Here is a 22,768-nt window from a genome sequence, read left to right as displayed (position 1 = left end):
ACTGTGATTTGACCTCCCTAGGGTGAGGCCATTGCACCGGAGTGACGTGAGAAAAGACAGATCTTGACTTGCTCATGACCGCCAAGTACGGTGAGCGACCGGTCCGTTGCGCATAGCGGACGAAGCGGCATGCCCAAGCGGCCGGACGACGGCGATCGTTGGGCCTTGCGGAGATCGCGATGCGACCCCTTGCGCCCCCCGTGCTTCCGCACCGTGGGTTAGGTCACGCTTACCGGACGTTCCGTCCGGGCATCCCGAAACGTAGAGTCGGTGGATGGCGTGCCACGTGTGAACCATCCGAAAGACCGCCCTGGCCGACGCTTCGACACCCTCGACGTACACAAGGACGGATCTGCCATGCCGCGTCCCACCCCCGCCCAGATCTCCTACGGTTCGGCGACCGTGGTGCTCTCGACCCTGGCGATGCTGCTGCTGTCCGAGGCACGTTCGGGCACCGGCGTCGCGGTCATCGCGGCCGCCGGGTTGCTGCTCGGCGTCCTGGTCGCCGTCACGGTGCCCATCCCGGCCGCCGGCCGCCGCGCCCGCGGTGCGCAGACCGCCACCCCGGTCCCGCGTCCCCGGGTGCGCAGCGCCACCGAACCCCGTGTCGAGGAGCACTCGTTGCACCACTGAGCGCTTCGCCGCACGTCCCGGCACGACAACGGCCCCGGAGCCTTCGCTCCGGGGCCGTCGTGCGAGTCCTGCCGCCGGTCAGACCTTGACGACGACGGTCTTGGCCGCCTTGTCGTGCCAGCACTGGCGGTACGGCTTGTCCCACAGGTGCCACAGCACGTTCAGCAGCGAGAGGATGACGCCCACGCAGGGCACCACGCCGATGAAGGAGTACACCGCCGCACGGCCCCAGGCCGCGGAGCCGGGAGGGCTGCCGTCGGCGAGCTTCGCGACGCGGATCTTCATGACCTTCTTGCCGATGGTCTGGCCGGTGGACTGCAGCATCAGGGCCTCGTAGACGAACTGGCCGCCGAAAACGAGCAGTTCGATGACGAGGAAGGCGCCGGTGTCCGTGACCGACGTGCCCGTCACCACCAGGAGGATGATCAGCGCCACGAAGAACATGCCGAAGTCGATCAGCCGGGCGAGGAAGCGCTGCCCGCTGTCGGCCAGCGGCGGCATGCCCGCCAGGGCCGGGTCCACGGGCATCTGGCCGTAACCGGCGGGCGGAGCCTGCGGGTAGCCGTAGGGCGACCCGGGCTGCTGCGGGAACGGCGGCGGCTGCTGCTGGTCATAGGGGTTCTGGCCCTGAGGGTGAGGCTGCTGGCCGTACGGATTCTGGCCGTACGGATCCTGACCCCCCGAGCCGCCCTGCGGGTAACCGTAACCGGGCGGTTGATTCGAACTCATAGAGTGAGTAAATCAGCCGGGCATGACCCCGCATAGTGGCATTACGTCACGGCCCTGCGACGATCGTCACGGCGGGGCGTCAGCCCGCGGAGACGACAACGGTTTGCCCGGCTTTGTCGTGAAGGCACTGCCGGTAGGGCTTGTCCCACGTGCACCACAGCACCTCGATGATCCAGAAGATCGAGCCGCAGCACGGGATGATCGGCACCAGGGAGTAGACCGCCTCCCGCTTGAGCGCCGCCGGGGTCGAGGGGTTGGCGCCGTCGGCCAGCATGCCGACCCGCACCTTGAGCAGCTTCTTGCCCAGGCTCTGCCCGTAGCGGGTGAGCATCAGGACCTGGTAGACGAGGTAGACCACGGCGTAGATCACGCCCTCGGCGAAGCTCTGCCCCACGCCGCTGTTGTAGTCGTAGCCGCCCCAGAAGGCCCAGGTGATGGCGTAGATCGGGATGCCGATGATCAGGCCGTCGACGATGCGGGCGAGCAGCCGGCGGCCCCGGTGCGCCAGCGGCGGCATCCCGGCCAGCGGATCGGGCGCGGGCGCACCGCCGTAGGGGCTGTCGTACGGACCGCCCTGCGGGCTGCCGGGGTAGACCGGGGGCGGCTGGTCGTACGGGCCCCCGCCGGCGGGCGGAGACCCGGACGGCGGCGGCTGGGAGGGCTGCCGCGGCTCCTCGGGAGGCTTCGCGAACGGGTCCTCGGGCCGGTCGGTGCTCATGCCCCGAGTGAAACCCGGACGCCGTGGGGACGCCTCCGGCGTGGTCCGTTCGGGTGTCGGGTGCCCGGTGTCAGCCGTCGGGTGTCAGCGGTCCCCGGCCACGAAGGTGCGCGCCGCCTTGTCGTGCCAGCACTGGCGCCACGGGCGGTCGAAGACGCACCACAGCAGGCCGAGGAAGCCGATCACCAGGGCGTCCAGCACGGTGTGCGTGAGCCAGCGCCGCAGTGCCTGCCAGAAGCCCGGTTCGTACTGGGTCTCGACGTCGAGCACGCGCAGGCCGAGCAGCTTCTTGCCCAGCGTGCGGCCCCACTTGGCGGTCGGCAGCACCTCGTACAGCAGACCGGCGACGAGCACGACACCGAGGAGGATGCCGAGCTGCGCGCCCGTCGTGCCGTCGATCAGCCACACGGTGACCGTCCGGCCGCCCAGCCGGGCGGCATCCATCTTGTCCTGGACGTGCTCGTACGCGGCGGTGCCCAGCGGCACGGCGGCCGCGCCGACGATCGCGGCCATCAGCAGCGAGTCGACGACGCGGGCGACCAGCCGCTTGCCGAGCGGCCCGGGGCGGGCCTGTTCCTGCGCCGCGGCGAACGGGTCTTCTGCGGCGGCCCGCCACGGCGCGCGCGTGCCGGGCGTGCCCGCGGCGTCGCCGCCGTTGCCTGCGGTCCCGCTCTGCGCGGGCACGTGGGGCTGCCCCTGGCGGGCCAGTTCCTGCACCTGCTGGGCCCACGGGACGGGGTTCGCGTTCCGCGCCACGGGGGCGCCGGCGGTCGGCGCGGAGGAGATGGCGGGGGCGGGGGCGGGCCCGGGGGCCGGCGGCGGCGCGGGAACCGGCGAAGCCGCCGGGGCGGGTGCCGGGGCAGGGGCGGGCGCGGGAGCAGGGGCGGACACGGAGGTGGGTGTGGGGCCGGCAGCAGCGGGGGCAGGGGCGGACGCGGCGGCCCGGGGCGCGCCCCCGTGCTCCTGTGCGCCCCACGACACCCGCGGGGACGGCTCCTGCCGGGCCGGGTCGGCCGCCCACTCCGAGGCGGCCGGGCCGCGTTCGGCGGCGGGCGCCTGCGGGTCCTCGTCGAGGAACATCGGGCCCGACTCGTCCACCGCCGGAGTGCGGCGCACCGGCGGCGCGGGCGGGGCGGGCGTCACGGGCGCCGGAGGGGCGGCGGCCACCGCCGGGCCGGGCACCGCCAACGGGGCGCCCGTGGGCGGTGCGAGGTCCTCACCGGGCTGGGGCGCCGGACGGCTCGTGCCGGGGACCCACGCGGAACCGTTCCAGTACCGGATGTAACCCGGGATGGACGGGTCCGGGTAGTACCCGGGGCCGGGCACACCCCCGCCGCTGATTCCGGAGGTCATCGGTGACAACTCCCATCACGTCCCATCACGACCGCGCGCTCGACCGGTCCGCCGCCTCGGGCGTCCCAAGGAGGACATTAACGAAGAACCGACCCCCCGGAAGAGAGAAACGAGGCCCGGCCCGGGATCGGCATTCCAGGGCATTTCATCGCACCGGACCGGCTACGCTTCCCGCCTGACAGCCGCTCAGGGGAACGGGGGGAGCCGTCGTCCCGCAGGAGCCGTGCCGCGGCCGGAGAACCAGGTGTCTATCGCATGCATGCATCTGTCGCCGGAGCTTCGGGAAAAGTCCTCCCGATCATGGGAAGCCGCGTAATGGTGAGTGCCGGATGCGCTCTCTCCCGGTGCGGGCCCCGCGCTGCACCTCGCCGCGCAGTACCGCAAGGGGCCTTGTGCCGAGGAAAGGACGACGACGCCATGCAGACCGTGGTGGAACGGGAACTGGAGATGAACCTGGTGCTGTCGCCGGAGCGCAGCATCGCCGTGCCGGCCCGGCTGGTGTACCGGGTCGAGGACCCCTTCGCCGTGCACATCGCCTTCCACACCGGGTCGCAGTCCCCGGTGAACTGGACCTTCGCCCGGGAGTTGCTCGTCGAGGGGGTGTTCCGACCCTGCGGCCACGGGGACGTGCGGATCTGGCCGACCAAGACCGACGGGCGCAGCGTCATCTGCATGGCGCTGAGCTCGCCGGACGGGAACGCGCTGCTGGAGGCGGCGTCCATGCCGGTGGCGGCGTGGTTGGAGCGGACGTTGCGCGTGGTGCCGCCGGGGACGGAGCTGGACCACCTGGCCATGGACGAGCGCCTGGACGAGTTGCTGGCCCCGACCGCCGGCACGGCCGGTGAGCCGCGCGACGACCTGTGGCTGCGCGACCCGTGGTCGGGGCTGGACGAGTCGCCGGACGCCTAGGCCGCGCCCTGGGGGCGCCCGGCGCGCCGGCTCAGAACAGCTTGCCCGGGTTGAGGATGCCGAGCGGGTCGAAGACCGCCTTGATGCCGCGCTGCATCTCCACGCCCACCGGGCCGAGTTCGCGGGCCAGCCACTCCTTCTTCAGCACGCCCACGCCGTGCTCGCCGGTGATGGTGCCGCCGAGTTCCAGACCGAGCGCCATGATCTCGTCGAAGGACTCCCGGGCCCGCCGGGACTCCTCGGGGTCGGCGGCGTCGAAGCAGACGACTGGGTGGGTGTTGCCGTCGCCGGCGTGGGCGCAGACACCGATGGTCAGTTCGTGCTTGGCGGCGATGGCGGCGACCCCGACGAGCATGGCGGCCAGCCGGCCGCGCGGGACGCAGACGTCGTCGATCATCGTGGCCGTGGAGACCCGCTCCAGGGCGGGCAGTGCCATCCGCCGTGCCTGCAACAGCATTTCGGACTCGATGGCGTCCTCGGCGGGGACGACCTGGGTGGCGCCCGCGGCCAGGCACAGCTCCCCCACCGCGGTGAGGTCGGCGGCCGGGTCGGGGGTGTCGAAGGCGGCCAGCAGCAGCGCTTCGGTCGACTCGGGCAGGCCCATGGCCGTCATGGCGTTCACGGCGCGCACCGTGGTGCCGTCCATGAGTTCCAGCAGCGACGGCACGTGGCCGTTGGCCATGATGTCGCACACCGCGGCGCAGGCCGCCTCCGCGGAGGGGAACTCGGCGACCATCGCGAGCTGGGCGGGCGGGGCCGGCTTGAGCGCCAGGATCGCGCGGACGACGATGCCGAGGCTGCCCTCGGAGCCGACGAACAGCCGGGTCAGGTCGTAGCCCGCGACGCCCTTGGCGGTACGGCGCCCGGTGCGCATCAGGCGCCCGTCGGCCAGCACCACCTCCAGCCCGAGCACGTACTCGGCGGTGACGCCGTACTTCACGCAGCACAGACCGCCGGAGCCGGTGCCGATGTTGCCGCCGATGGTGCACTGCTCCCAACTGGAGGGGTCGGGCGGGTAGTACAGCCCGTGTTGGGCGACGGCCTTGGACAGGGCGGCGTTGACGACGCCGGGCTCGACGACGGCGACCCGGTCGACGGGGTCGATCTCCAGGACCCGGTCCATCCTGGTGAGCGACAGCACCACGCAGCCCTCGGAGGCGTTGGCCGCGCCCGACAGGCCCGTGCGGGCGCCCTGCGGCACCACGGGCACCCGCAGCGCGGTGGCGGTCCGCATGACGTGCCGGACCTCCTCCACGGTGCGCGGCAGCACGACGACGGCCGGTGCACCGGCCGGGCAGAAGCTCGCCATGTCGTTGGCGTAGGAGGCGGTGACGTCGGGGTCGGTGAGGATCGCCTCGGCGGGAAGCCCGGCGCGCAGCCGTTCGATGAGATCACCCATGCACACAGCCTCGCACCGCCGGGGGCGGCGCGGAAGGACGCCGGCCGGCGGGATCGCGGGCGGGCGGCGCCCCGGCCGGCGCCGGGCGGAACGCGGCCGGCGCCGGCCCACGCCCTCCCCCGCGGGGGCGCGGTCCGGCGCCGGAATTCACGGCGAAGGGATCAGAGGTTGCCGCGACGCTCCTGCTCGCGCTCGATCGCTTCGAAGAGGGCCTTGAAGTTGCCCTTGCCGAAGCCCATCGAACCGTGTCGCTCGATCATTTCGAAGAAGACCGTCGGGCGATCCTGGACGGGCTTGGTGAAGATCTGCAGCAAGTAGCCGTCTTCGTCCCGGTCCGCGAGGATCTTCAGCTCCCGCAGGGTGTCGATCGGCACGCGGGTGTCGCCGACCCACTCCCCGAGGGTGTCGTAGTAGGAGTCGGGCGTGTCCAGGAACTCGACACCGGCCGCGCGCATGGCGCGCACGCTCGCGACGATGTCGTTGGTGGCCAGCGCGATGTGCTGCACGCCGGGTCCGCCGTAGAACTCCAGGTACTCGTCGATCTGCGACTTCTTCTTCGCGATCGCGGGCTCGTTGATGGGGAACTTCACCTTCAGCGTGCCGTCCGCCACGACCTTGGACATCAGGGCGGAGTACTCGGTGGCGATGTCGTCGCCGACGAACTCCTTCATGTTCGTGAAGCCCATGACGCGGTTGTAGAAGGTGACCCAGTCGTTCATCTTTCCGAGCTCGACATTGCCGACGCAGTGGTCGATCGCCTGGAAGAAGCGCTTGGCCGGGGGCTCCACGATCGGCTCCGCGGCGATAAAGCCGGGCAGGTACGGGCCCTTGTAGGCGCCGCGCTCCACGAGCGTGTGGCGGGTCTCGCCGTAGGTGGCGATGGCGGCCAGGACGACCGTGCCGTACTCGTCCGAGACCTCGTGCGGCGCCTCCAGCCCGGTCGCGCCGTGCGCGAGGGCGTAGTCGTACGCGGCGCGGACGTCGGGCACCTCCAGGGCCAGGTCCACGACACCGTCGCCGTGGGCGGCCACGTGCTGCTCCAGGAAGCGGCCGTGGTCGGTGGCGGCCCGGACGACGGAGGTGAAGACGAAGCGGGCGCTGCCGGACTCCAGCACGTACGACGCGATCTCGCGGCTGCCGTTCTCCGGTCCGGAGTAGGCGACGCGCTTCATGCCGAAGGCGGTCGAGTAGTAGTGCGCCGCCTGCTTGGCGTTGCCCACCGCGAAGACGACCGCGTCCATCCCCTTCACCGGGAACGGGTCGGCGTCGCCTGCGGTGCCGGGAGCGTGATCGAGAGTCTCAGTCATGGCGCCAGCCTCGCCCCGGGCGCCAAGGTGCGCAATAGTTCTCTGAAGCAGTGGACAATCTGTACAGCCGACTGGGCATACCGGGCGGCATTCTGCACACAGTGACCACTGCCACAGCGGCGATCACGAAGGGGCGGCGGGCGGACCGTGGGCATCGACGGACTGGACGGACGGCTGATCGCGCTCCTCGCGCAGGAGCCGCGGATCGGCGTGCTGGAAGCCTCCCGGCGGCTCGGCGTCGCGCGCGGCACCGTGCAGGCGCGGCTGGACCGGCTTCAGGCCAATGGGGTGATCCGGGGCTTCGGCCCCCAGGTGGACCCGGCGGCGCTCGGCTACCCGGTGACGGCGTTCGCGACGCTGGAGATCAAGCAGGGCCAAGGGCCGGATGTGCGTGCGCACTTGAGGGCCGTGCCGGAGGTGCTGGAGCTGCACACCACGACCGGCCAGGGGGACATGCTCTGTCGCCTGGTGGCCCGGTCCAACGCCGATCTCCAACGTGTGATCGACCGGGTTGTGGGCTTTGATGGCATCGTGCGGGCCGCCACGGCGATCGTCATGGAGAATCCGGTCCCGCTGCGGATCATTCCGCTGGTCGAGCAGGCGGCCCGGGACGCGGAACCGTAACCGCCGCCGCCGGTGGCGGGCGAGGGCAGGCAGGTGGTGAGGCCGGATGACCTTCTGGGAGTACCTCACCAGCCGCCACGAGCAACTGCTGATCGACGCCTACCAGCAGGCCAGTCTGGTCTTCCAGTGCATGGTGCTGGCCACCGCCATCGGCGTCGCGGTGGGCGTGCTCAGCTACCGCCGCGGCTGGACCGCGGGCCTGGCCGTCACCTCCACCGCGACGATCCTCACCATCCCCTCCCTGGCGCTGATCGGTCTGCTGATCCCCTGGCTGGGCCTCGGTGTCCCCCCGACGGTCACCGCGCTGACGCTGTACGGCTTGCTGCCGGTGGTCCGCAACACGATCGTGGGCCTGCGCGGGGTCGACCCGGCTCTGGTGGACGCCGCCCGCGGGATCGGCATGTCACGACCGGCGGCGCTGGCCCGGGTGGAGCTGCCGCTGGCGTGGCCGCCGATCCTGACCGGCATCCGGGTGGCGACCCAGATGCTGATGGGCATCGCCGCGATCGCCGCGTACGCCTCGGGGCCCGGCCTCGGCAACGAGATCTTCCGCGGCATCGCCTCGCTCGGCAGTGCCAACGCCCTCAACCAGGTGCTGGCCGGAACCATCGGCATCGTCGTCCTCGCGCTGCTCTTCGACGCCGCCTACGCGCTGATCGGGCGGCTGACCATCCCGAGGGGGATCCGTGGCTGAGGCGGCGGGCGCGACCATCGAACTGGAGCAGCTGACCAAGCGCTACCCGGGCAGCGCGGAACCGGCCGTGGACAGCGTCTCCATGGAGATCAAGGCGGGCGAGACGGTGATCTTCGTCGGGCCGTCCGGCTGCGGCAAGTCCACCACCCTGAAGATGATCAACCGGCTGATCGAGCCGACCTCCGGGCGCATCCGCATCGGAGGCGAGGACGTCACCGACATGGACCCGGTGAAACTGCGCCGCAAGATCGGCTACGCGATCCAGTCCTCCGGGCTCTTCCCGCACATGACGGTCGCGGAGAACATCGCGCTCGTCCCCCGGATGGTCGGCTGGTCCAGGGCCCGGGTGCGGGACCGGGTCGCGGAGATGCTGGACCTGGTGGGCCTGGACCCGCGCGAGTTCCGCGGCCGCTACCCCCGCCAGCTCTCGGGCGGCCAGCAGCAGCGGGTGGGCGTGGCCCGGGCGCTGGCCGCCGACCCGCCGGTGCTGCTGATGGACGAGCCCTTCGGCGCGGTCGACCCGATCACCCGCGACCACCTCCAGGACGAGCTGATCCGGCTCCAGCACGAACTGCACAAGACCATCGTCTTCGTCACCCACGACTTCGACGAGGCCATCAAGCTCGGCGACCGGATCGCGGTGCTGCGCGAGCGTTCGCACATCGCCCAGTTCGACACCCCCGAGGCGATCCTGACCAACCCGGCCGACGACTTCGTCTCCGGCTTCGTCGGCGCGGGCGCCGCCCTGAAACGGCTCAACCTCACCCGGGTGCGCGACGTGGGTGTCGCCGACTTCCCCACGGTCAGCGTGGACGACCCGCTGCAGTCGATCTTCGACCGGCTGCGGGCGTCCAGCCTGACCAACGAACTGCTCCTGCTGGACGGCAAGGGCCGCCCCTACAAGTGGCTGCGCCGCGGCGACCTCATGCGGGCCAAGGGCTCCCTCGCCCGGGCCGGGACGCTCGTCGGCGACACGGTCACCCGGGACGCGACGCTGCGGGACGCCCTGGAGGCGGTGCTCACCGACAGCAGCGGACGGGTCGCGGTCACCGGCCGGCGCGGGGAGTTCACCGGCGTGGTGGACATGGAGACCCTGCTCAACTCCGTCCACGAGATGCTGGAGGCCGACCGGCTGGCGGCGCTGGAGCACCGGCACGACCTGGAGGAGTTGCGCGCCCCGCTGACCCGGGCGGAGCAGGAGGGTGCCGACCACGAGCCGGGAGCGCGGGCGTGACGGGCCGCGGGGACTCCCCGGGCCTTCCCGGCGCCCCGGGCCTCCCGGGCGCCCCGGCCGCCGCCGGGCCCCCCGAGGACGAACCGCCCCGCGCGTCCGGCGCCCCGCCCGGGCGGCGGCCGACCTGGCGCCAACTCGTCGTCACCCCCGCCGTGCTGGCCGCGGTGCTCGTGGCCACCTACGTCTGGATCAGCACCGTCCACCTCGACTCCATCGCCGAGAACGCCCTGGCCGGCGACACCGTCCAGGTACGCCTGTGGCAGCACGTGAAGCTCACGGCCTACTCCACCTTCTGGGTACTGGTCATCGCGATCCCGCTGGGCACCGCGCTGACCCGGCGGGGGCTGCGGGCCGCCGCGCCCGTCGTGACCGCGGTCGCCAACATCGGGCAGGCGACCCCCGCCATCGGGATGCTGGCGCTGCTGGTGATCTGGCTCGGCATCGGGCCGCGCACCGCCCTGGTGGGCATGGTGGTCTACGCGGTGCTACCGGTGCTGTCCAACACCATGGCGGGTCTGCGGGCGATCGACCCGACCCTCGTCGAGGCCTCGCGCGGCATCGGGATGTCGGCGCTGGGCACGCTGTCGCGGGTCGAACTGCCGCTGGCCGTACCGCTGATCCTCGCCGGGGTGCGGACGGCGCTGGTGCTCAACGTCGGCACGGCGACGCTGGCCACCTTCGTCGGCGGCGGAGGTCTGGGCGACATCATCACCACCGGGATCGTCACCCAGCGCATGCCGGTGCTGATCCTGGGCTCGGTGCTGACCGTGGTGCTGGCGCTGTTCGTGGACTGGCTGGCCTCGCTCGCCGAGCGGATGATGCGCCCGCGCGGCCTGGAGGGCACATGACGCGCCGGCGCACGGCCGTGGCCCTGGCGTCGTGCGCGGCACTGCTCGCCACGGCGCCCGGCTGCGGCCTCAAGAGCGGCAGCCCGCTGGCGGACGACGTCCGTCCCGGCACCCTCGGCCGGGGCCTGCCGCTGAAGGGGGCGTCCCTGACCGTGACCTCCAAGAGCTTCAGCGAGCAGATCATCCTCGGCTCGATGATCGGGCTGGTCTTCAAGGCCGCGGGCGCCGACGTGCTGGACCGGACGAACATCCAGGGCTCGATCGGGGCCCGCGAGGCCGTCCGCTCCGGCGACGCGGACGCCATGTACGAGTACACCGGCACCGCGTGGATCACCTACCTCGGCAACGACAAGCCGATCGCCGACCCGCAGGCGCAGTGGCGGGCCGTCCACGACGCCGACCTCGCGAACGGCATCACCTGGCTGCCGCCGTCCACCCTCGACAACACCTATGCGCTGGCCACCACCCGGGCCAAGAACCGCCCCTACGGACTGCGGACCCTCTCCGACGTCGCCGCCCTCTCCCGCAAGAACCCCTCGGCCGTCACCTTGTGCGTGGAGAACGAGTTCGCCTCCCGCGACGACGGACTGCCCGGGATGGTGAAGGCGTACGGCATGGAGGTGCCCGCCTCCAACATCCGGAAGATGGACACCGGGGTCATCTACACGCAGATCCCGAAGCGGGGTTCCTGCCTGCTCGGCGAGGTCTACACGACGGACGGCCGGATCGCCTCCCTGCACCTGGAGGTCATGGAGGACGACAAGCACTTCTTCCCCAACTACGACGCCGCCCCCGTCATCAACAGCAAGGCCCTCAAGCGCTGGCCGGCGATCCGGGAGCTGCTGGACCCGATCTCGCGGAAGCTGACCACGGCCGTGGGGCGGGAACTGAACGCGAAGGTGGACGTGCAGGGCGAGGACCCGCGTCAGGTGGCGAAGGACTGGCTGGTCGAGGAGGGCTTCATCACGGAGGGATAGGCGGGGTGCAAAGAAAGCATTGCAAAGGTGTCTTTGCAATGGGTACGGTGACGCCGTGACGGACACCCCCTCCCCCGCGGACGCCGCAGACGACTCGGCTGCCGACAACGACGGCGACGGCCTGGTCAGCCTCGACCCGCGCACCCTGCGCGGGCTGGCGCACCCGCTGCGCATCCGGCTGCTCGCCGCGCTGCGCGAGCACGGGCCCGCCACCGCGTCCGGGCTCGCCGCCCGGCTCGGCGAGTCCAGCGGCGCCACCAGCTACCACCTGCGCCAACTGGCCGCGTACGGCTTCGTCGAGGACGACCCGGGACGCGGCACGGCCCGCGAGCGGTGGTGGCGGTCCGCGCACCGCGGCACCCGCTTCGACGCCGGGACGTTCCTCTCCCACCCGGACCCCGAAGTCCGCGGCGCCATCGGCCTGTTCGCCCGGGAGGTCGCCCTTCACCACGCCGCGGAGCTCGACTCCTGGCTCACGACGATGGACGACTGGTCGCAGGAGTGGCACGGCAGCTTCGACCTCAGCGACTTCAGCCTGCGGCTCACACCCGCCCGCGCCCGCGCCTTGCGGACCGAACTGCACGCCGTGCTGGAGAGCTACCGCGACCCGGTCCCGGAGGATCCCGCGGCCGAGCCCGTCCGGGTCCATCTGCACGTCATCCCGCGCACCACGGACTGACCGCCCGGCCGGCCGCCCGGCCGGCCGCACCGACCACACGGGGGAAGAAGCATGGCCACAGGAACCGGCATATCCGACGGCTCCACCCTGACCGACGGACCCGGGCCACCGCCCGACCGGCGCCCGCTGCGGCTGGTCCTGGCAGCCAACGTCGTGTCGATCAGCGGCAATTCGCTCACGGTGCTGGCGGTGCCGTGGTTCGTGCTGCAGACCACCGGCAGCGCCGCCCGCGCCGGGCTGGCGGCCTTCTGCGGGACGCTGCCGATCGTGATCGCCGCGATCGGCGGCGGACCGGTCATCGACCGTTTCGGGCGGCGCAGGGCGTCGGTGGTCTCGGACGCGGTGTGCGGGATCGCCGTGGCGGCCATCCCGCTGCTGCACTTCGCGGGCGTCCTGCGGTTCTGGCAGTTGTGCGCGCTCATGGCGGTCAGCGGGCTCTTCCACGCCCCCGGCGAGACCGCCCGCGAAGTGCTGCTGCCCGTCCTGGCCGAGCGCGCCGGAACACCTCTGGGGCGCGCCGCGGGCTACTTCGACGGCGCCTCGCGCGGAGCGCGCATGCTGGGCGCCTCACTGGGCGGGGTGCTCATCGCCGTCCTGGGCGCGGAGGCGGTGCTGCTGGTGGACGCGGCGACCTTTGGAGTCTCCGCGCTGCTGATCGCCTTCGGCATCCGCGGACTGGCCGGGGCGGAAGCGGTCACCGGCGCGGCGCCGGTCTCCCTGCGCACGTACCGGGCCGAACTGCGCGAGGGGTACACCTTCCTCGTCCGGAGCCGGCTGCTGCTCGCCATCACGTTGATGATCATGGTCACCAACGGCCTGGACGTGGGGTGGAGTTCGGTGCTGCTGCCCGTGCACGCCGAACGGGAGCTGGGCGGCTCGGTGCAACTCGGCCTGCTCTCAGGCCTCTTCGGTGCGGGAGCGCTCGCCGGGGCACTGGCGTACGGCGCGCTGGGGCACCGGCTGCCGCGGTGGCCGGTCTACACGGTGTGCTTCCTGCTCTGCGGTGCGCCGCGGTTCCTGGTCGCCGCCTGGGTGCCCGGGTGGGGCGCCCTGGCCGTGACGATGTTCGTCGGCGGCCTGGCGGCGGGGGCGCTCAACCCGATCCTGTCGACGGTGCTCTTCGAGCACGTCCCGGACGAGCTGCGCAGCCGTACCCTCGGCACCCTGAGCGCCGGGGTGCTGCTCACCACACCGGTGGGCGGCCTGGCCGCGGGCTACCTGGTGGACGGCCTGGGGCTGCCGGCGGCGCTGCTCGCCATGGCCGCGGTCTACCTCGCGGCGACGCTGTGCCCGCTGGTCTTCCCCTCCTGGAGGACGATGGACGCCAAGCGCGCGTAGCGCGGCCACACGTGGAACACGCCTCAGCAGCTGGGGACCCTGCCGCCGCTGCCGAGCGCCTCGAGGGCGTCGATCGCGCCGTCGAGCGTGGTCACCGGCACCAGGCGCAGGCCCTTCGGGAGTTCGGCCCTGGCGTCGGAGCACTCGCCCTTGGGGACGAGGAAGACGGTCGCCCCGTCGCGGCGGGCGGCCTGCTCCTTGAGCGGGACGCCGCCGACCGCGCCGACCGCGCCGTCCGGGGTGATCGTGCCCGTACCGGCGATCCGCCGGCCCCCGGTGAGGTCGCCGCCGCGGCCGTTGCCGTTGATCTTGTCGATGATGCCGAGGCTGAACATCAGCCCGGCGCTCGGCCCGCCGACGTCCGCGAGGTGGAGGCCGACCTTCACCTTGGACGGTGACAGCCCGAGGTGCGACAGGGCGGCGGTGGTCGCGGCGTCCTGCGACTCGGTCATCTCCGCCTGGTTGTGCTTCTCGATCTCCTTGACGCTGCCGCCGGTCGGGTAGACCGCGTCCCGCGGCATCGCCGCCTGGTCGGTGGCGAACCACGCCTTCAGCACATCGCTGAAACGGACGACGGCGTCCGGGTTGGTCGCGGCGATCGTCGTCATCCGCAGCTGGCCGGAGGTGGCACGCGTCGGCGTACCGGTGACGGTGATCACCGGCTTGCCGTGGTCGCTGCCGAGCACGTCGGCCGTCAGCCCGGGCACGACGATCGAGATCGGCAGCGGCGCGAACGCGGCGACCGCCAGCAGGGCGACGACGAGGGCCGCGCACACGGCGAGGGTCCGGCTGCGGGCGGTGGCGAAGGACATGGGGTGAATGTAGTTCACCGCGCCGGGTGGGACGTGCCACGGGCCTCTCCCGCGGGGGCGTCTAGCGCAGGGCGTCGGCGACCTCCACCGCCGCCTCCACGACCCGCGGCCCGACCCGCTCGGGCACCGAGTCGGCCAGCATGACCACCCCGACGCTCCCCTCTATGCCGGGCACGCCCACCAGCGGGGCCGCCGCGCCGCTCGCGCCGGCCTCCAGCTCGCCGTGGGTGAGCACGTAGCCGGGCCCCTCGGCGCAGCGGGGGTCGGGTTCGTACGGCTGCGTGCTGCGCCCGGCGAGGATCGCGCGGCCCGCGGCGCCGCGGTCGAGGGAGTGCCGGAACCCGGTGCGGTAGGCGACGTGGTAGTCGGTCCAGCTGGGCTCGACGACCGCCACGGCCAGCGCCTCGGTGCCGTCGACGAGGGTGAGGTGGGCGGTGGCGCCGATGTCCTCCGCCAGGGAGCGCAGCGCGGGGAGCGCGGCCTCACGCAGCAGCGGGTGCACCTGGTGGGCCAGGCGCAGGACGCCGAGACCGACCCTGGCGCGGCCGCCGAGGTCGCGGCGGACCAGGGAGTGCTGCTCCAAGGTCGCCAGCAGGCGGTACACGACCGTGCGGTTGACACCCAGCTTCGTGGCGAGCTCCGTGACGGTGAGCCCGTGGTCGGTGTCGGCCAGCAACTTCAGGACCCGCAGGCCCCGGTCGAGCGTCTGAGACGTCTCCGCGGTCACGACGCCCCCTTCTCGTGAGTGGTGGCACTTCTCTCACGGCGGGAAGCACTGCTGGTCCCGCGGCAGAGCGCGGAGAAGCCACCGGTCGGTCTGGCGCTACCGGCTGCGCCCCGAGGCTGCGTTGCCACGGCGCGTTGCGTGAGCGGAACGGTAGCGATGCGTACCGCTCAGCGGAAGACTCCGTCCACAATCCGGTCATGCAACCGGGCATGCCCGCTCACGAAACGTAAATTTTCCACCCAACAGGCCATCACGCCGTAAGATTCACAGCGCGGCTGACGACACGTCAGGCCGCCTGACACGGCACCGCGGTCCGCCGGTCAGCGCATCCGGGTGGCCCACTCCTGGACCTTCTTGATGCGCTCGTTGAGCTGCCCCGCCGTCGCCTCCGCGCTCGGCGGCCCGCCGCACACCCGGCGCAGCTCGTTGTGGATCACCCCGTGGGGCTTGCCGCTCTGGTGGTTGTACGCGGCCACAAGGGTGTTGAGCCGCTTGCGGAGCTCCAGCATCTCCTTGTGGCTGACCACCGGCCGCCGCTCGGCGGGCAGTTCCAGCAGATCCGCCTCGGAGTCCGGCTTCTTGCGGCTGTGCGCGATCTGCCGCGCCTGACGCCGCTGCAGCAGCATCTGCACCTGGTCGGGTTCGAGCAGGCCGGGAATGCCCAGGTAGTCCTGTTCCTCCTCGCTGCCCGGATGCGCCTGCATGCCGAACTCGGCACCGTCGTACAGCACCCGGTCGAACACCGCGTCCGACTCCAGTGCCTCGAAGGGCAGCATGTCCTGCTCGCCGGTGTCCTCGTCCTGTTCCTTCTCCGCCTCGGCGAGTTCCTTCTCGGACTCCGCGTACGGGTCCTCCTCGCCGTCCTTCTTCGGCTTGTCGAGGACGTGGTCGCGCTCGACCTCCATCTCGTTGGCGAAGTCGAGCAGCATCGGGATGGTCGGCACGAACACCGAGGCGGTCTCACCGCGCCGCCGCGACCGCACGAAACGGCCCACGGCCTGCGCGAAGAACAGCGGCGTGGAAATCGTCGTGGCGTACACGCCCACCGCCAGGCGCGGCACGTCGACGCCCTCCGACACCATGCGGACGGCCACCATCCAGCGGTCCTCGCTCGCGCTGAACTCCTCGATGCGGGAGGAGGCGCCCGAGTCGTCGGAGAGCACGAGGGTCGCCCTGTGGCCGGTGATCTCCCGGATCAGCTTGGCGTACGCCCGCGCCGACTCCTGGTCGGTGGCGATCACCAGCGCCCCCGCGTCCGGGATCGACTTGCGGACCTCCGTGAGCCGCACGTCCGCCGCCCGCAGCACATTGGGGATCCAGTCGCCCGTCGGGGCCAGCGCGGTGCGCCAGGCCTGCCCGATCGCGTCCTTCGTCATCGGCTCGCCCAGCCGCGCGGCGATCTCGTCGCCGGCCTTCGTCCGCCAGCGCATGTTGCCGCTGTAGGAGAGGAAGATCACAGGACGGACGACACCGTCCGCGAGCGCGTTCCCGTAGCCGTAGGTGTAGTCGGCGGACGAACGGCGGATGCCGTCGTTGCCCTCCTCGTACGTCACGAACGGGATGGGATTGGTGTCCGACCGGAACGGCGTCCCGGTCAGCGCCAGACGGCGGGTCGCCGGCTCGAAGGCCTCCTGGCACGCCTCGCCCCACGACTTGCTGTCGCCGGCGTGGTGGATCTCGTCCAGGATCACCAGGGTCTTGCGCTGCTCGCAGCGGTTGCGGTGCAGCATCGGGCGTACGCCGACGCCCGCGTAGGTGACCGCCACGCCGTGGTAGTCCCGCCCCACCGGGCCCGCGCTGTACTCCGGGTCCAGCTTGATGCCTATCCGCGCGGCGGCCTCCGCCCACTGCTTCTTCAGGTGCTCGGTGGGCGCGACCACGGTGATCTGCTGCACCAGGTGGTTGTGGAGCAGGTACGAGGCCAGGGTGAGCGCGAAGGTCGTCTTGCCGGCGCCCGGGGTCGCGACCGCCAGGAAGTCGCGCGGCTGCGTCGCGATGTACCGGTCGAGCGCGCCCTGCTGCCACGCGCGCAGCTTGCCGGCCGTGCCCCAGGGGGCGCGGCCGGGGAAGGCGGGCGAGAGGTGGTGCGAGGTGCTGGCGCTGTGCGGGGCGGTGGTAGTCACGGTCTCCGGGTGACGGGTTGGGGGCGGGGGGCGGGGGGCGGGGGGCGGTCCACGAAACCGTCCCAGCGTACCTGCGGGTGCGCGCGGTTGGTTTTTCCCCGCCCGCCCTCCCCCAACCTTCGGCCGGGGGTGCCCCCAGCCCTGTGAAGTCAGTCACCCCGGCGCGCGTTTCGTGGGGGCCGGGTGCGGGGCCTTGCGGGGCTGCACGTCCTGGACTGGGATATTTACGCGCCTTTCCCGCACCTGCTCATCCCGTCCCTGCGCACAAATATCCCGCAGCGTCCAGAACATCCACCCTCCCCCCAGCCTCCGGCCGGGGGTGCCCCCACCTCCCCCGCCCCCTCCGTCTCCATATGCGCCTGATCCCCGGTGGGGGGTATGGGGGCGGTCCGGGTGACCGCGGTTGCCCGACTCCGCCGCTTCGGCTTGCCGCGAGATGGGCTGGCCCCTCGGACCGCGCTGCGCCAACGGGCGGCCCCAGGCACGGTGCCGCCACTACCCCCCACCGGGGATCAGGCGCGATACGAAACGGAGGGGGCGGGGGAGGTGGGGGCACCCCCGGCCGGAGGCTGGGGGGAGGGTGGATGTTCTGGACTGTGGAGCATATTTGGGTGCATGACCCGGGGTGATCAGTTGAGAGCGCCCGAGGCACCGAAATGTGCTGTCCAGAATGGCCGGCCCCGGAGGCCCCGCACCCGGGGCACCCCACGAAACGCGCGCCGGGGCGCACAGACTTCCTGGGGCACACGGGCGGGAGGGCGGGGAAAAACCTACCCGGTCGCCAGGGCACGCAGACGCTGGCCGATGGAACCGGGGTCCCCGACCGCGCCGGAGGCGACCTCGATCACGAGCTCGTAGGCCGCCTCCTGGTCGGCCGACCGCAGGTCGACCCCGTTGAGGTCGAGCAGAACCGCCGCCGCAAGCCACGCGGTCCGCTTGTTGCCGTCGACGAGCGGGTGATTGGCGGCGATGCCGTGCAAAAGAGCGCCCGCGCACGCGTAGAGGTCCCCGTACGCGGCGACGCCGAACATGCGGGCGCGCGGGCGGTGGACGGCCGACGCGAGCAGCCCGGGTTCGCGCACCGCGGGCGGTTCGCCGCCGCACGCGAGCCGGGCGAGCTCCGTGACCTCGCCCACGGTGAGATGGCGCACACTCACTCCCCGAGCCTGCGCAGCAGATCCGCGTGGGCGTCCGCGAGGGCCGCCCCGGACTCCGCGGCGCGGGCCGCCTCCGCGTCCTGGTAGGCGCGTACCGCCGTGCGCACCAGCTCGGCGACCGGGACGCCGTGCGCGTCGGCCAGGTCGTCGAGGGACTCCCACTCGGCGTCGGTGAAGACGAGGGTCAGCTCTTTCACACCGCGACGGTAGTCCCCCGGCGCGCTCGGCTCACCCGGATTTCGGACGGAGCCGTGCCGCCACGGCGACGCCGGCGAGGCTGAGCGCGGCCAGCGGCAGGAAGACGGCCGCGAAGGCGCCCGTCGCCCCGCCCAGGGCGGCGAACGCGGTGCCGGCGGCGGCGACGAGGACGACGCTGGCCAGGGCGTCGGAGACCTGGAGCGCCGCGGAGTTGGCGCCGGCCTCGGAGGGGGCGGAGAGCTTGAAGAGGATGACGCTCAGGGAGGAGATGACCAGGCCCGCCCCGAGGCCGCCCACGGCCCACGCGGCGGCCGCGCTCCAGACCGGGGCGGCGGAGACGAGCGGCAGGGCCGCACCGGCGATGGCGGCGGCCATGAGGAACATGCCGGTGACGACCATGCGGTCCCGGTACGGTTCGAGGCGGGGGCGGCCCTGGATCCAGGAGCCGATGCCCCAGGTGATGCCGCCGGACGCGAGGGAGAGCCCGGCCAGCGTCGGCGACAGGTGCCGCTGGGTGACGAGCATGAGCGGCACGAAGGTCTCGGCGCCGAGGAAGGTGCCCGAGGCGACGCCGCGCAGCAGGACCACCGACGGGAGCCCGCGTGCGGCGCGGATCGTGCCGCGCGGCAGCAGTTCCAGGGCCGCCGGGACGATGAGGGCCGCGCCGGCCGCCGCGAGGACCAGGGACAGCGGCCGCAGGTCCTGACCGGCGTACTGCAGCAGACCGGCGCCCGCCGAGACCGCGAGCGCGAGCCGGATGCGACGGCCGTCGGGGGCGCGCCGGTCGTCCGGGGGCGGCTGGACGGGCATCCGGCGCATCGCGGGCAGGCCGATGAGCAGCGGCGGCACGATCAGGACCGGGATGGAGAGGAAGACCCAGCGCCAGCCGAACTGCTCGGTGACCGTGCCCGCCACGAGAGGGCCGACGATGGAGGGCAGCACCCAGGACGCGGCGAAGCCGGCCATGACGGCGGGCCGCAGCCGTTCGGGATAGGCCAGGCTCACGACGACGTACAGGGCGACGATGACGAGCCCGCCGCCGATCCCCTGCACGGCGCGGCCGAGGACGAACAGCCACATCGACTGGGCGGCGCCGGAGATCAGCAGGCCGGCCGCGAAGGCCCCGATGCCGGCGACGAGCGGCGCGAGCGGGCCGCTGCGGTCCGACCACTGCCCACTGACGACCATCGCGAACAGCGAGGTGGTGAAGTAGCCGGAGAAGGCGAAGGCGTACAGCGGCAAGCCGTCCAGCTCGCGCGCGGCGACCGGCATGGCCGTACCGACGGCGGTGGCCTCGAAGGCGATGAGCAGGACCACCGAGACCATGGCGAGGGTCAGCGCGCGGTAGCGGCTGCCCAGCACGGTGTCGGTGCCGGTGTCCGGCTCAAGGAGCAGAGGTCTGTCTGAATTGCCGGGAATCGGCTCGGCTTCGGCGGTCGTCACCACGACAGGGTAAGGGGCGTAGACGCATCTTGCCCCTGGCGTCCACGGACGCCGGGGTCGGCCTTTCGGCCTAGGACCGGAGATGGCCCGGGCCATGCCGGGAAGGCGTACGCCATGCCGCACTGCACTTCGTACGACGGAACCGAGATCGCCTACCGCGACCGGGGCGAGGGCCCGGTCCTCCTCGCGCTCGCCGGGGGACCCGGGCGCGACGCCGCGTACCTGGAGGACCTGGCCGGGCTGGACAGCGTCAGACGCCTCGTCGTCCCGGACAGCCGCGGCACCGGGGACACCGCGCCGGCCGCCGACCCGATGGCGTACTCCTTCCCGCGGCTCGCGCAGGACGTGGAGGCGCTGCGCCGCCATCTCGGCCTGGAGCGCTTCGCACTGCTCGCGCACGACGCCGCCGCGGCGACCGCGCAGGCGTACGCCGCCGAGTACGGCGACCGGCTGACCCACCTCGTCCTGGTCACGCCCGGCTCGCGCCTGCAGGGCGCCCTCCCCGAGGACGCCCGCGCGATCTTCGAGAGCCGGGCCGGCGAGCCCTGGTGGCCGGAAGCCGTGGCGGCGCTGGCCGAGTTGGAGACCGCCGACGACCTCGACCGGGTCCGGGAACTGCTGCTGCGGGTCGCCCCCATGGCGTACGGCCGCTGGGACGCCGCGCAGCGCGCCCATGCCGCCGCCGAGGGCGCCCAGTTGCACCCGGTCCCCCGCGCCGGCTTCTGGCAGGGGGTCGACGAGCAGGCCCGGCAGTCCCTCCTCGACCGGCTGCGGGAGGTGACCTGCCCGGTCCTCGTCCTCACCGGTGACCGCGACGCGGTCACCGGCATGCGCGCCGGCGAGGTCGTCGCGGACTCCTTCCCGCACGCCCGCCTGCGGCCGCTGCACGCCGTCGGCCACTACCCCTGGGTGGACGAACCCGCCCTGTTCCGCCCGGTGGTGGAGGAGTTCCTGACGAGCGGGGGGTTTCCCGGCCCTTCGTGAACGGCGTATGGCAGTCCTGTTGCGGCCCCGCCCGATCCGTTGACCCGCCCCGGGCGGGGCCGCCTATGGTCGGGATACGTCAACGACGCACGGCCGTGTGCCCGAGTGGTTCAGGGGCTCGACTGCAAATCGAGTTACGTGGGTTCGATTCCCGCCACGGCCTCCACAGACCGGCGGACGTACGGGTGGCACCCCCGTGGGGTGCCACCCGTACCTACCGACCTCAGGTCCGCCGGCCGTCAGCCGGCAGCCGGCGTGAACGTCCGGATGTCGCCGGCGGGCGAGTAGTTGCCGGCCGCGTCATAGGAGCGGGCCCGGTACTCGTAGGTGCTGCCGGCGGTCAGGGTGTCGCAGACGCCGGCGGTGGCGTAGCCGGAGCGCGGGTCGTACCCCGAGTGCAGGACCACCGACCAGTCGCTCGTCCCGGCCGTCCGGCGCTCGATCTCGAACCCGTCGAAGTCGCGGATCGGAGCCGGCGTGTAGTCGGTCGCGGTCGCGCGGACGCCGCCCGCGCAGGCGCTCAGGGACAGCTCGGGAGCCCGCTGCGGAGCGATGCCGTCGGGGATGGGGAGCCAGAGCTCGTTGGTGGCGTTGGCGTCGAGCATGTAGGAGCCCTCACCGTAAGTAGTGGTACCGCCGTCGTTGGTGACGAGGACGCGGTAGTAGCGCCACTCACCGTCGGCCACGACGGGACCGGTGGTCCAGGTGTTCTCCGTGGTGGTGCCGATCCGGACCCACCTGGTGTAGCCGTCCGCCCCCTCGTCGTAGCTCAGGACCGTGTAGTGGTTGAACTGCGGCTCGGTGTTGAGCGGCCACTTCAGGGTGACCTTGCCGGTCGCGCTGCTGTACGTACCGGTCAGGGAGGACACCACGGGCAGCGGGCGGACGATGGTGTCCGTACTGCCCGAGGAGGTGTTGCCCGCCTTGTCCTTGGCGCGCACCTCGTAGTAGTAGGCGGTGCGGTCGTCGGGGTTGACGAGGGGGTCGGTGCAGCTGCGGGCGGTGGTCGTGCTGACCCTCGTCCAGGCGGTGGAGGTGACGGGCCGCCGGTAGAGGGAGTAATTCGCCAGATCCATCTCCTTGTTGGCGGCCCAGGAGACGGTGGTCTTGCGGGTCTTGGTGTTGTACACGGTCTTCACGCCGGTGGGGGCGAGCGGCTTCGTCCTGTCGTACGTCGCCGACGTACGGGGCGCGTAGGTGAACTTGACCTTGGCGGCGCCGGTCCAGTTCGCATAGTCGACGCGCAGGGTGTGCTTGCCCGAGGGCACCGTGAGGTTGACGCCCTTGGAGCGGGCGGTGTCGCCGGTGCCCTTCCACAGGTCGATCTTCCGCACGCCGTCCAGGTAGACACGGACGCCGTCGGTGGCGGACGCGGTGAACGTGAAGGGCCCGCCTGAGCCGAAGTCACGCGTCACCGACCAGCGGACGCCGAAGTTGTTCGACGGCAGTCCGGCGGCCGGGCTGCCGGACCAGCTCTCGCTGACGGCGCTGTCGCAGTCCGTCCGCGCGGGGGAGCCGGAGAGCGCGGTGTTCTTGTAGAACGTGCGCTTGTAGACGTTCGTCGAACACGCGGCGTCGGCGGCCGAAGCCTGCGGGGCGACGGTCACCAGACCGCCGGCGGCGAGGAGGGAAAGGGCGCCGCCGACCAGGGCGGCGACGGATCTCTTGTGCTGCACGGGGGCCTTTCGTCATAGGCAGGTAAAGACGTACAGCGCCAAGACTCGCGAGGGGGGGCAAGGGTTGCACGGCTCGGACATGTGCGTGCTGCGACGGGGACGGCGCCGTCGGGAACTGCCGGGAGGGCAGGCGCCGCGCCGGCGCCGAGTCGGTCCGCGGTCTCGTTCTCTCCCGCGGCCGGCGGGACGGCGCGGCAGTCTCCCGC

At 72.4% G+C, this 22,768-nt stretch carries 22 protein-coding genes and 1 tRNA gene; 11 read left to right on the top strand and 12 right to left on the bottom strand.

What is annotated here, in order from left to right; translation table 11 throughout:
• Window positions 1-357: 357 nt before the first annotated feature.
• Window positions 358-633, top strand: a complete 276-nt coding sequence (locus ACIP98_RS33420; RefSeq protein WP_319664461.1) for a hypothetical protein — start codon at window positions 358-360, stop codon at window positions 631-633.
• Window positions 634-711: 78 nt separating this feature from the next.
• Here the strand turns inward: ACIP98_RS33420 and ACIP98_RS33415 are convergent, their stop codons facing one another.
• From ACIP98_RS33415 to ACIP98_RS33405, 3 genes are all read right to left on the bottom strand, one after another.
• The gene (locus ACIP98_RS33415; RefSeq protein WP_401979534.1) at window positions 712-1,362 is read right to left on the bottom strand and encodes an RDD family protein; all 651 of its coding nucleotides are present in this window, start codon (window positions 1,360-1,362) and stop codon (window positions 712-714) included.
• A gap of 79 nt (window positions 1,363-1,441) precedes the next feature.
• The gene (locus tag ACIP98_RS33410; RefSeq protein ID WP_319664463.1) at window positions 1,442-2,080 is read right to left on the bottom strand and encodes an RDD family protein; all 639 of its coding nucleotides are present in this window, start codon (window positions 2,078-2,080) and stop codon (window positions 1,442-1,444) included.
• 84 nt (window positions 2,081-2,164) lie between these two features.
• Window positions 2,165-3,433 carry an RDD family protein gene (locus ACIP98_RS33405; RefSeq protein WP_401979531.1) on the bottom strand — a complete coding sequence of 423 codons (1,269 nt, stop codon included), beginning with the start codon at window positions 3,431-3,433 and terminating at the stop codon, window positions 2,165-2,167.
• A gap of 417 nt (window positions 3,434-3,850) precedes the next feature.
• On the opposite strand from ACIP98_RS33405, the gene ACIP98_RS33400 reads away from it, so the two are divergent.
• Window positions 3,851-4,342, top strand: coding sequence for an SsgA family sporulation/cell division regulator (locus ACIP98_RS33400; protein WP_401979528.1), 492 nt, complete (start codon window positions 3,851-3,853; stop codon window positions 4,340-4,342).
• Window positions 4,343-4,373: 31 nt separating this feature from the next.
• Here ACIP98_RS33400 and ACIP98_RS33395 read toward each other — a convergent pair whose 3' ends face one another.
• Complete coding sequence (locus ACIP98_RS33395; protein ID WP_401979526.1) at window positions 4,374-5,741, bottom strand: FAD-binding oxidoreductase; 1,368 nt, start codon at window positions 5,739-5,741, stop codon at window positions 4,374-4,376.
• A gap of 161 nt (window positions 5,742-5,902) precedes the next feature.
• The gene (gene hppD / locus ACIP98_RS33390; RefSeq protein ID WP_319664468.1) at window positions 5,903-7,048 is read right to left on the bottom strand and encodes a 4-hydroxyphenylpyruvate dioxygenase; all 1,146 of its coding nucleotides are present in this window, start codon (window positions 7,046-7,048) and stop codon (window positions 5,903-5,905) included.
• 147 nt (window positions 7,049-7,195) lie between these two features.
• On the opposite strand from hppD, the gene ACIP98_RS33385 reads away from it, so the two are divergent.
• The 7 genes from ACIP98_RS33385 to ACIP98_RS33355 are packed head-to-tail and all read left to right on the top strand — an operon-like array spanning window position 7,196 to window position 13,442.
• Window positions 7,196-7,672, top strand: a complete 477-nt coding sequence (locus ACIP98_RS33385) for an Lrp/AsnC family transcriptional regulator (protein ID WP_319664470.1) — start codon at window positions 7,196-7,198, stop codon at window positions 7,670-7,672.
• 46 nt (window positions 7,673-7,718) lie between these two features.
• Complete coding sequence (locus ACIP98_RS33380) at window positions 7,719-8,366, top strand: ABC transporter permease (protein WP_319664471.1); 648 nt, start codon at window positions 7,719-7,721, stop codon at window positions 8,364-8,366.
• A complete protein-coding gene (locus tag ACIP98_RS33375; protein ID WP_401979524.1) occupies window positions 8,359-9,600 on the top strand; it encodes a betaine/proline/choline family ABC transporter ATP-binding protein in 1,242 nt (413 codons plus the stop codon). The genes ACIP98_RS33380 and ACIP98_RS33375 overlap by 8 nt, the downstream gene beginning before the upstream one ends.
• A complete protein-coding gene (locus tag ACIP98_RS33370; protein ID WP_401979522.1) occupies window positions 9,597-10,448 on the top strand; it encodes an ABC transporter permease in 852 nt (283 codons plus the stop codon). The genes ACIP98_RS33375 and ACIP98_RS33370 overlap by 4 nt, the downstream gene beginning before the upstream one ends.
• A complete protein-coding gene (locus ACIP98_RS33365) occupies window positions 10,445-11,425 on the top strand; it encodes a glycine betaine ABC transporter substrate-binding protein (RefSeq protein ID WP_319664476.1) in 981 nt (326 codons plus the stop codon). The genes ACIP98_RS33370 and ACIP98_RS33365 overlap by 4 nt, the downstream gene beginning before the upstream one ends.
• Window positions 11,426-11,480: 55 nt before the next feature.
• Complete coding sequence (locus ACIP98_RS33360) at window positions 11,481-12,104, top strand: ArsR/SmtB family transcription factor (RefSeq protein WP_401979521.1); 624 nt, start codon at window positions 11,481-11,483, stop codon at window positions 12,102-12,104.
• Window positions 12,105-12,155: 51 nt separating this feature from the next.
• Window positions 12,156-13,442 carry an MFS transporter gene (locus tag ACIP98_RS33355; protein WP_319664477.1) on the top strand — a complete coding sequence of 429 codons (1,287 nt, stop codon included), beginning with the start codon at window positions 12,156-12,158 and terminating at the stop codon, window positions 13,440-13,442.
• 23 nt (window positions 13,443-13,465) lie between these two features.
• On the opposite strand, the gene ACIP98_RS33350 is transcribed toward ACIP98_RS33355, so the two are convergent.
• The 6 genes from ACIP98_RS33350 to ACIP98_RS33325 all read right to left on the bottom strand — a co-directional run bounded on the left by ACIP98_RS33350 (window position 13,466) and on the right by ACIP98_RS33325 (window position 19,905).
• Complete coding sequence (locus tag ACIP98_RS33350) at window positions 13,466-14,254, bottom strand: S16 family serine protease (protein ID WP_319664478.1); 789 nt, start codon at window positions 14,252-14,254, stop codon at window positions 13,466-13,468.
• A 61-nt stretch (window positions 14,255-14,315) separates the two neighbouring features.
• The gene (locus ACIP98_RS33345; protein WP_319664479.1) at window positions 14,316-14,981 is read right to left on the bottom strand and encodes a helix-turn-helix domain-containing protein; all 666 of its coding nucleotides are present in this window, start codon (window positions 14,979-14,981) and stop codon (window positions 14,316-14,318) included.
• Between the two features lie 320 nt (window positions 14,982-15,301).
• Window positions 15,302-17,104, bottom strand: coding sequence for a DEAD/DEAH box helicase (locus ACIP98_RS33340; protein ID WP_319664481.1), 1,803 nt, complete (start codon window positions 17,102-17,104; stop codon window positions 15,302-15,304).
• Between the two features lie 770 nt (window positions 17,105-17,874).
• Window positions 17,875-18,255: a type II toxin-antitoxin system death-on-curing family toxin gene (locus ACIP98_RS33335; RefSeq protein WP_401979538.1), complete on the bottom strand. Its 381-nt coding sequence runs from the start codon at window positions 18,253-18,255 to the stop codon at window positions 17,875-17,877.
• A 2-nt stretch (window positions 18,256-18,257) separates the two neighbouring features.
• A complete protein-coding gene (locus ACIP98_RS33330; RefSeq protein ID WP_401979519.1) occupies window positions 18,258-18,458 on the bottom strand; it encodes a hypothetical protein in 201 nt (66 codons plus the stop codon).
• A 31-nt stretch (window positions 18,459-18,489) separates the two neighbouring features.
• Window positions 18,490-19,905 carry an MFS transporter gene (locus ACIP98_RS33325; protein ID WP_401979517.1) on the bottom strand — a complete coding sequence of 472 codons (1,416 nt, stop codon included), beginning with the start codon at window positions 19,903-19,905 and terminating at the stop codon, window positions 18,490-18,492.
• Window positions 19,906-20,016: 111 nt separating this feature from the next.
• Here ACIP98_RS33325 and ACIP98_RS33320 point away from each other — a divergent pair, with 111 nt between their 5' ends.
• Together ACIP98_RS33320 and ACIP98_RS33315 are read left to right on the top strand one after the other, a co-directional pair.
• Window positions 20,017-20,886, top strand: coding sequence for an alpha/beta fold hydrolase (locus ACIP98_RS33320; RefSeq protein ID WP_401979516.1), 870 nt, complete (start codon window positions 20,017-20,019; stop codon window positions 20,884-20,886).
• 91 nt (window positions 20,887-20,977) lie between these two features.
• A tRNA-Cys gene (locus ACIP98_RS33315) sits at window positions 20,978-21,052 on the top strand.
• Window positions 21,053-21,125: 73 nt separating this feature from the next.
• Here the strand turns inward: ACIP98_RS33315 and ACIP98_RS33310 are convergent.
• On the bottom strand, window positions 21,126-22,562 hold the full coding sequence (locus ACIP98_RS33310) for a PA14 domain-containing protein (protein ID WP_401979514.1): 1,437 nt from the start codon (window positions 22,560-22,562) through the stop codon (window positions 21,126-21,128).
• Window positions 22,563-22,768: the final 206 nt, after the last annotated feature.

Origin of the sequence: Streptomyces sp. NPDC088354, assembly GCF_044753585.1 — a bacterium.
Classification (GTDB): Bacteria; Actinomycetota; Actinomycetes; order Streptomycetales; family Streptomycetaceae; genus Actinacidiphila.
Note: the sequence above shows the minus strand (reverse complement) of the source record. Positions and strands in the feature narration are given on the sequence as shown.

Bases quoted from the DNA above. Each gene is read 5' to 3' on its own strand.
- ACIP98_RS33355 (WP_319664477.1), top strand. From the start codon at position 12,156: ATGGCCACAGGAACCGGCATATCCGACGGCTCCACCCTGACCGACGGA.
- ACIP98_RS33400 (WP_401979528.1), top strand. From the start codon at position 3,851: ATGCAGACCGTGGTGGAACGGGAACTGGAGATGAACCTGGTGCTGTCG.
- hppD (WP_319664468.1), bottom strand. From the start codon at position 7,048: ATGACTGAGACTCTCGATCACGCTCCCGGCACCGCAGGCGACGCCGAC.
- ACIP98_RS33350 (WP_319664478.1), bottom strand. From the start codon at position 14,254: ATGTCCTTCGCCACCGCCCGCAGCCGGACCCTCGCCGTGTGCGCGGCC.
- ACIP98_RS33405 (WP_401979531.1), bottom strand. From the start codon at position 3,433: ATGACCTCCGGAATCAGCGGCGGGGGTGTGCCCGGCCCCGGGTACTAC.
- ACIP98_RS33415 (WP_401979534.1), bottom strand. From the start codon at position 1,362: ATGAGTTCGAATCAACCGCCCGGTTACGGTTACCCGCAGGGCGGCTCG.
- ACIP98_RS33320 (WP_401979516.1), top strand. From the start codon at position 20,017: ATGCCGCACTGCACTTCGTACGACGGAACCGAGATCGCCTACCGCGAC.
- ACIP98_RS33380 (WP_319664471.1), top strand. From the start codon at position 7,719: ATGACCTTCTGGGAGTACCTCACCAGCCGCCACGAGCAACTGCTGATC.
- ACIP98_RS33410 (WP_319664463.1), bottom strand. From the start codon at position 2,080: ATGAGCACCGACCGGCCCGAGGACCCGTTCGCGAAGCCTCCCGAGGAG.
- ACIP98_RS33395 (WP_401979526.1), bottom strand. From the start codon at position 5,741: ATGGGTGATCTCATCGAACGGCTGCGCGCCGGGCTTCCCGCCGAGGCG.
- ACIP98_RS33365 (WP_319664476.1), top strand. From the start codon at position 10,445: ATGACGCGCCGGCGCACGGCCGTGGCCCTGGCGTCGTGCGCGGCACTG.
- ACIP98_RS33420 (WP_319664461.1), top strand. From the start codon at position 358: ATGCCGCGTCCCACCCCCGCCCAGATCTCCTACGGTTCGGCGACCGTG.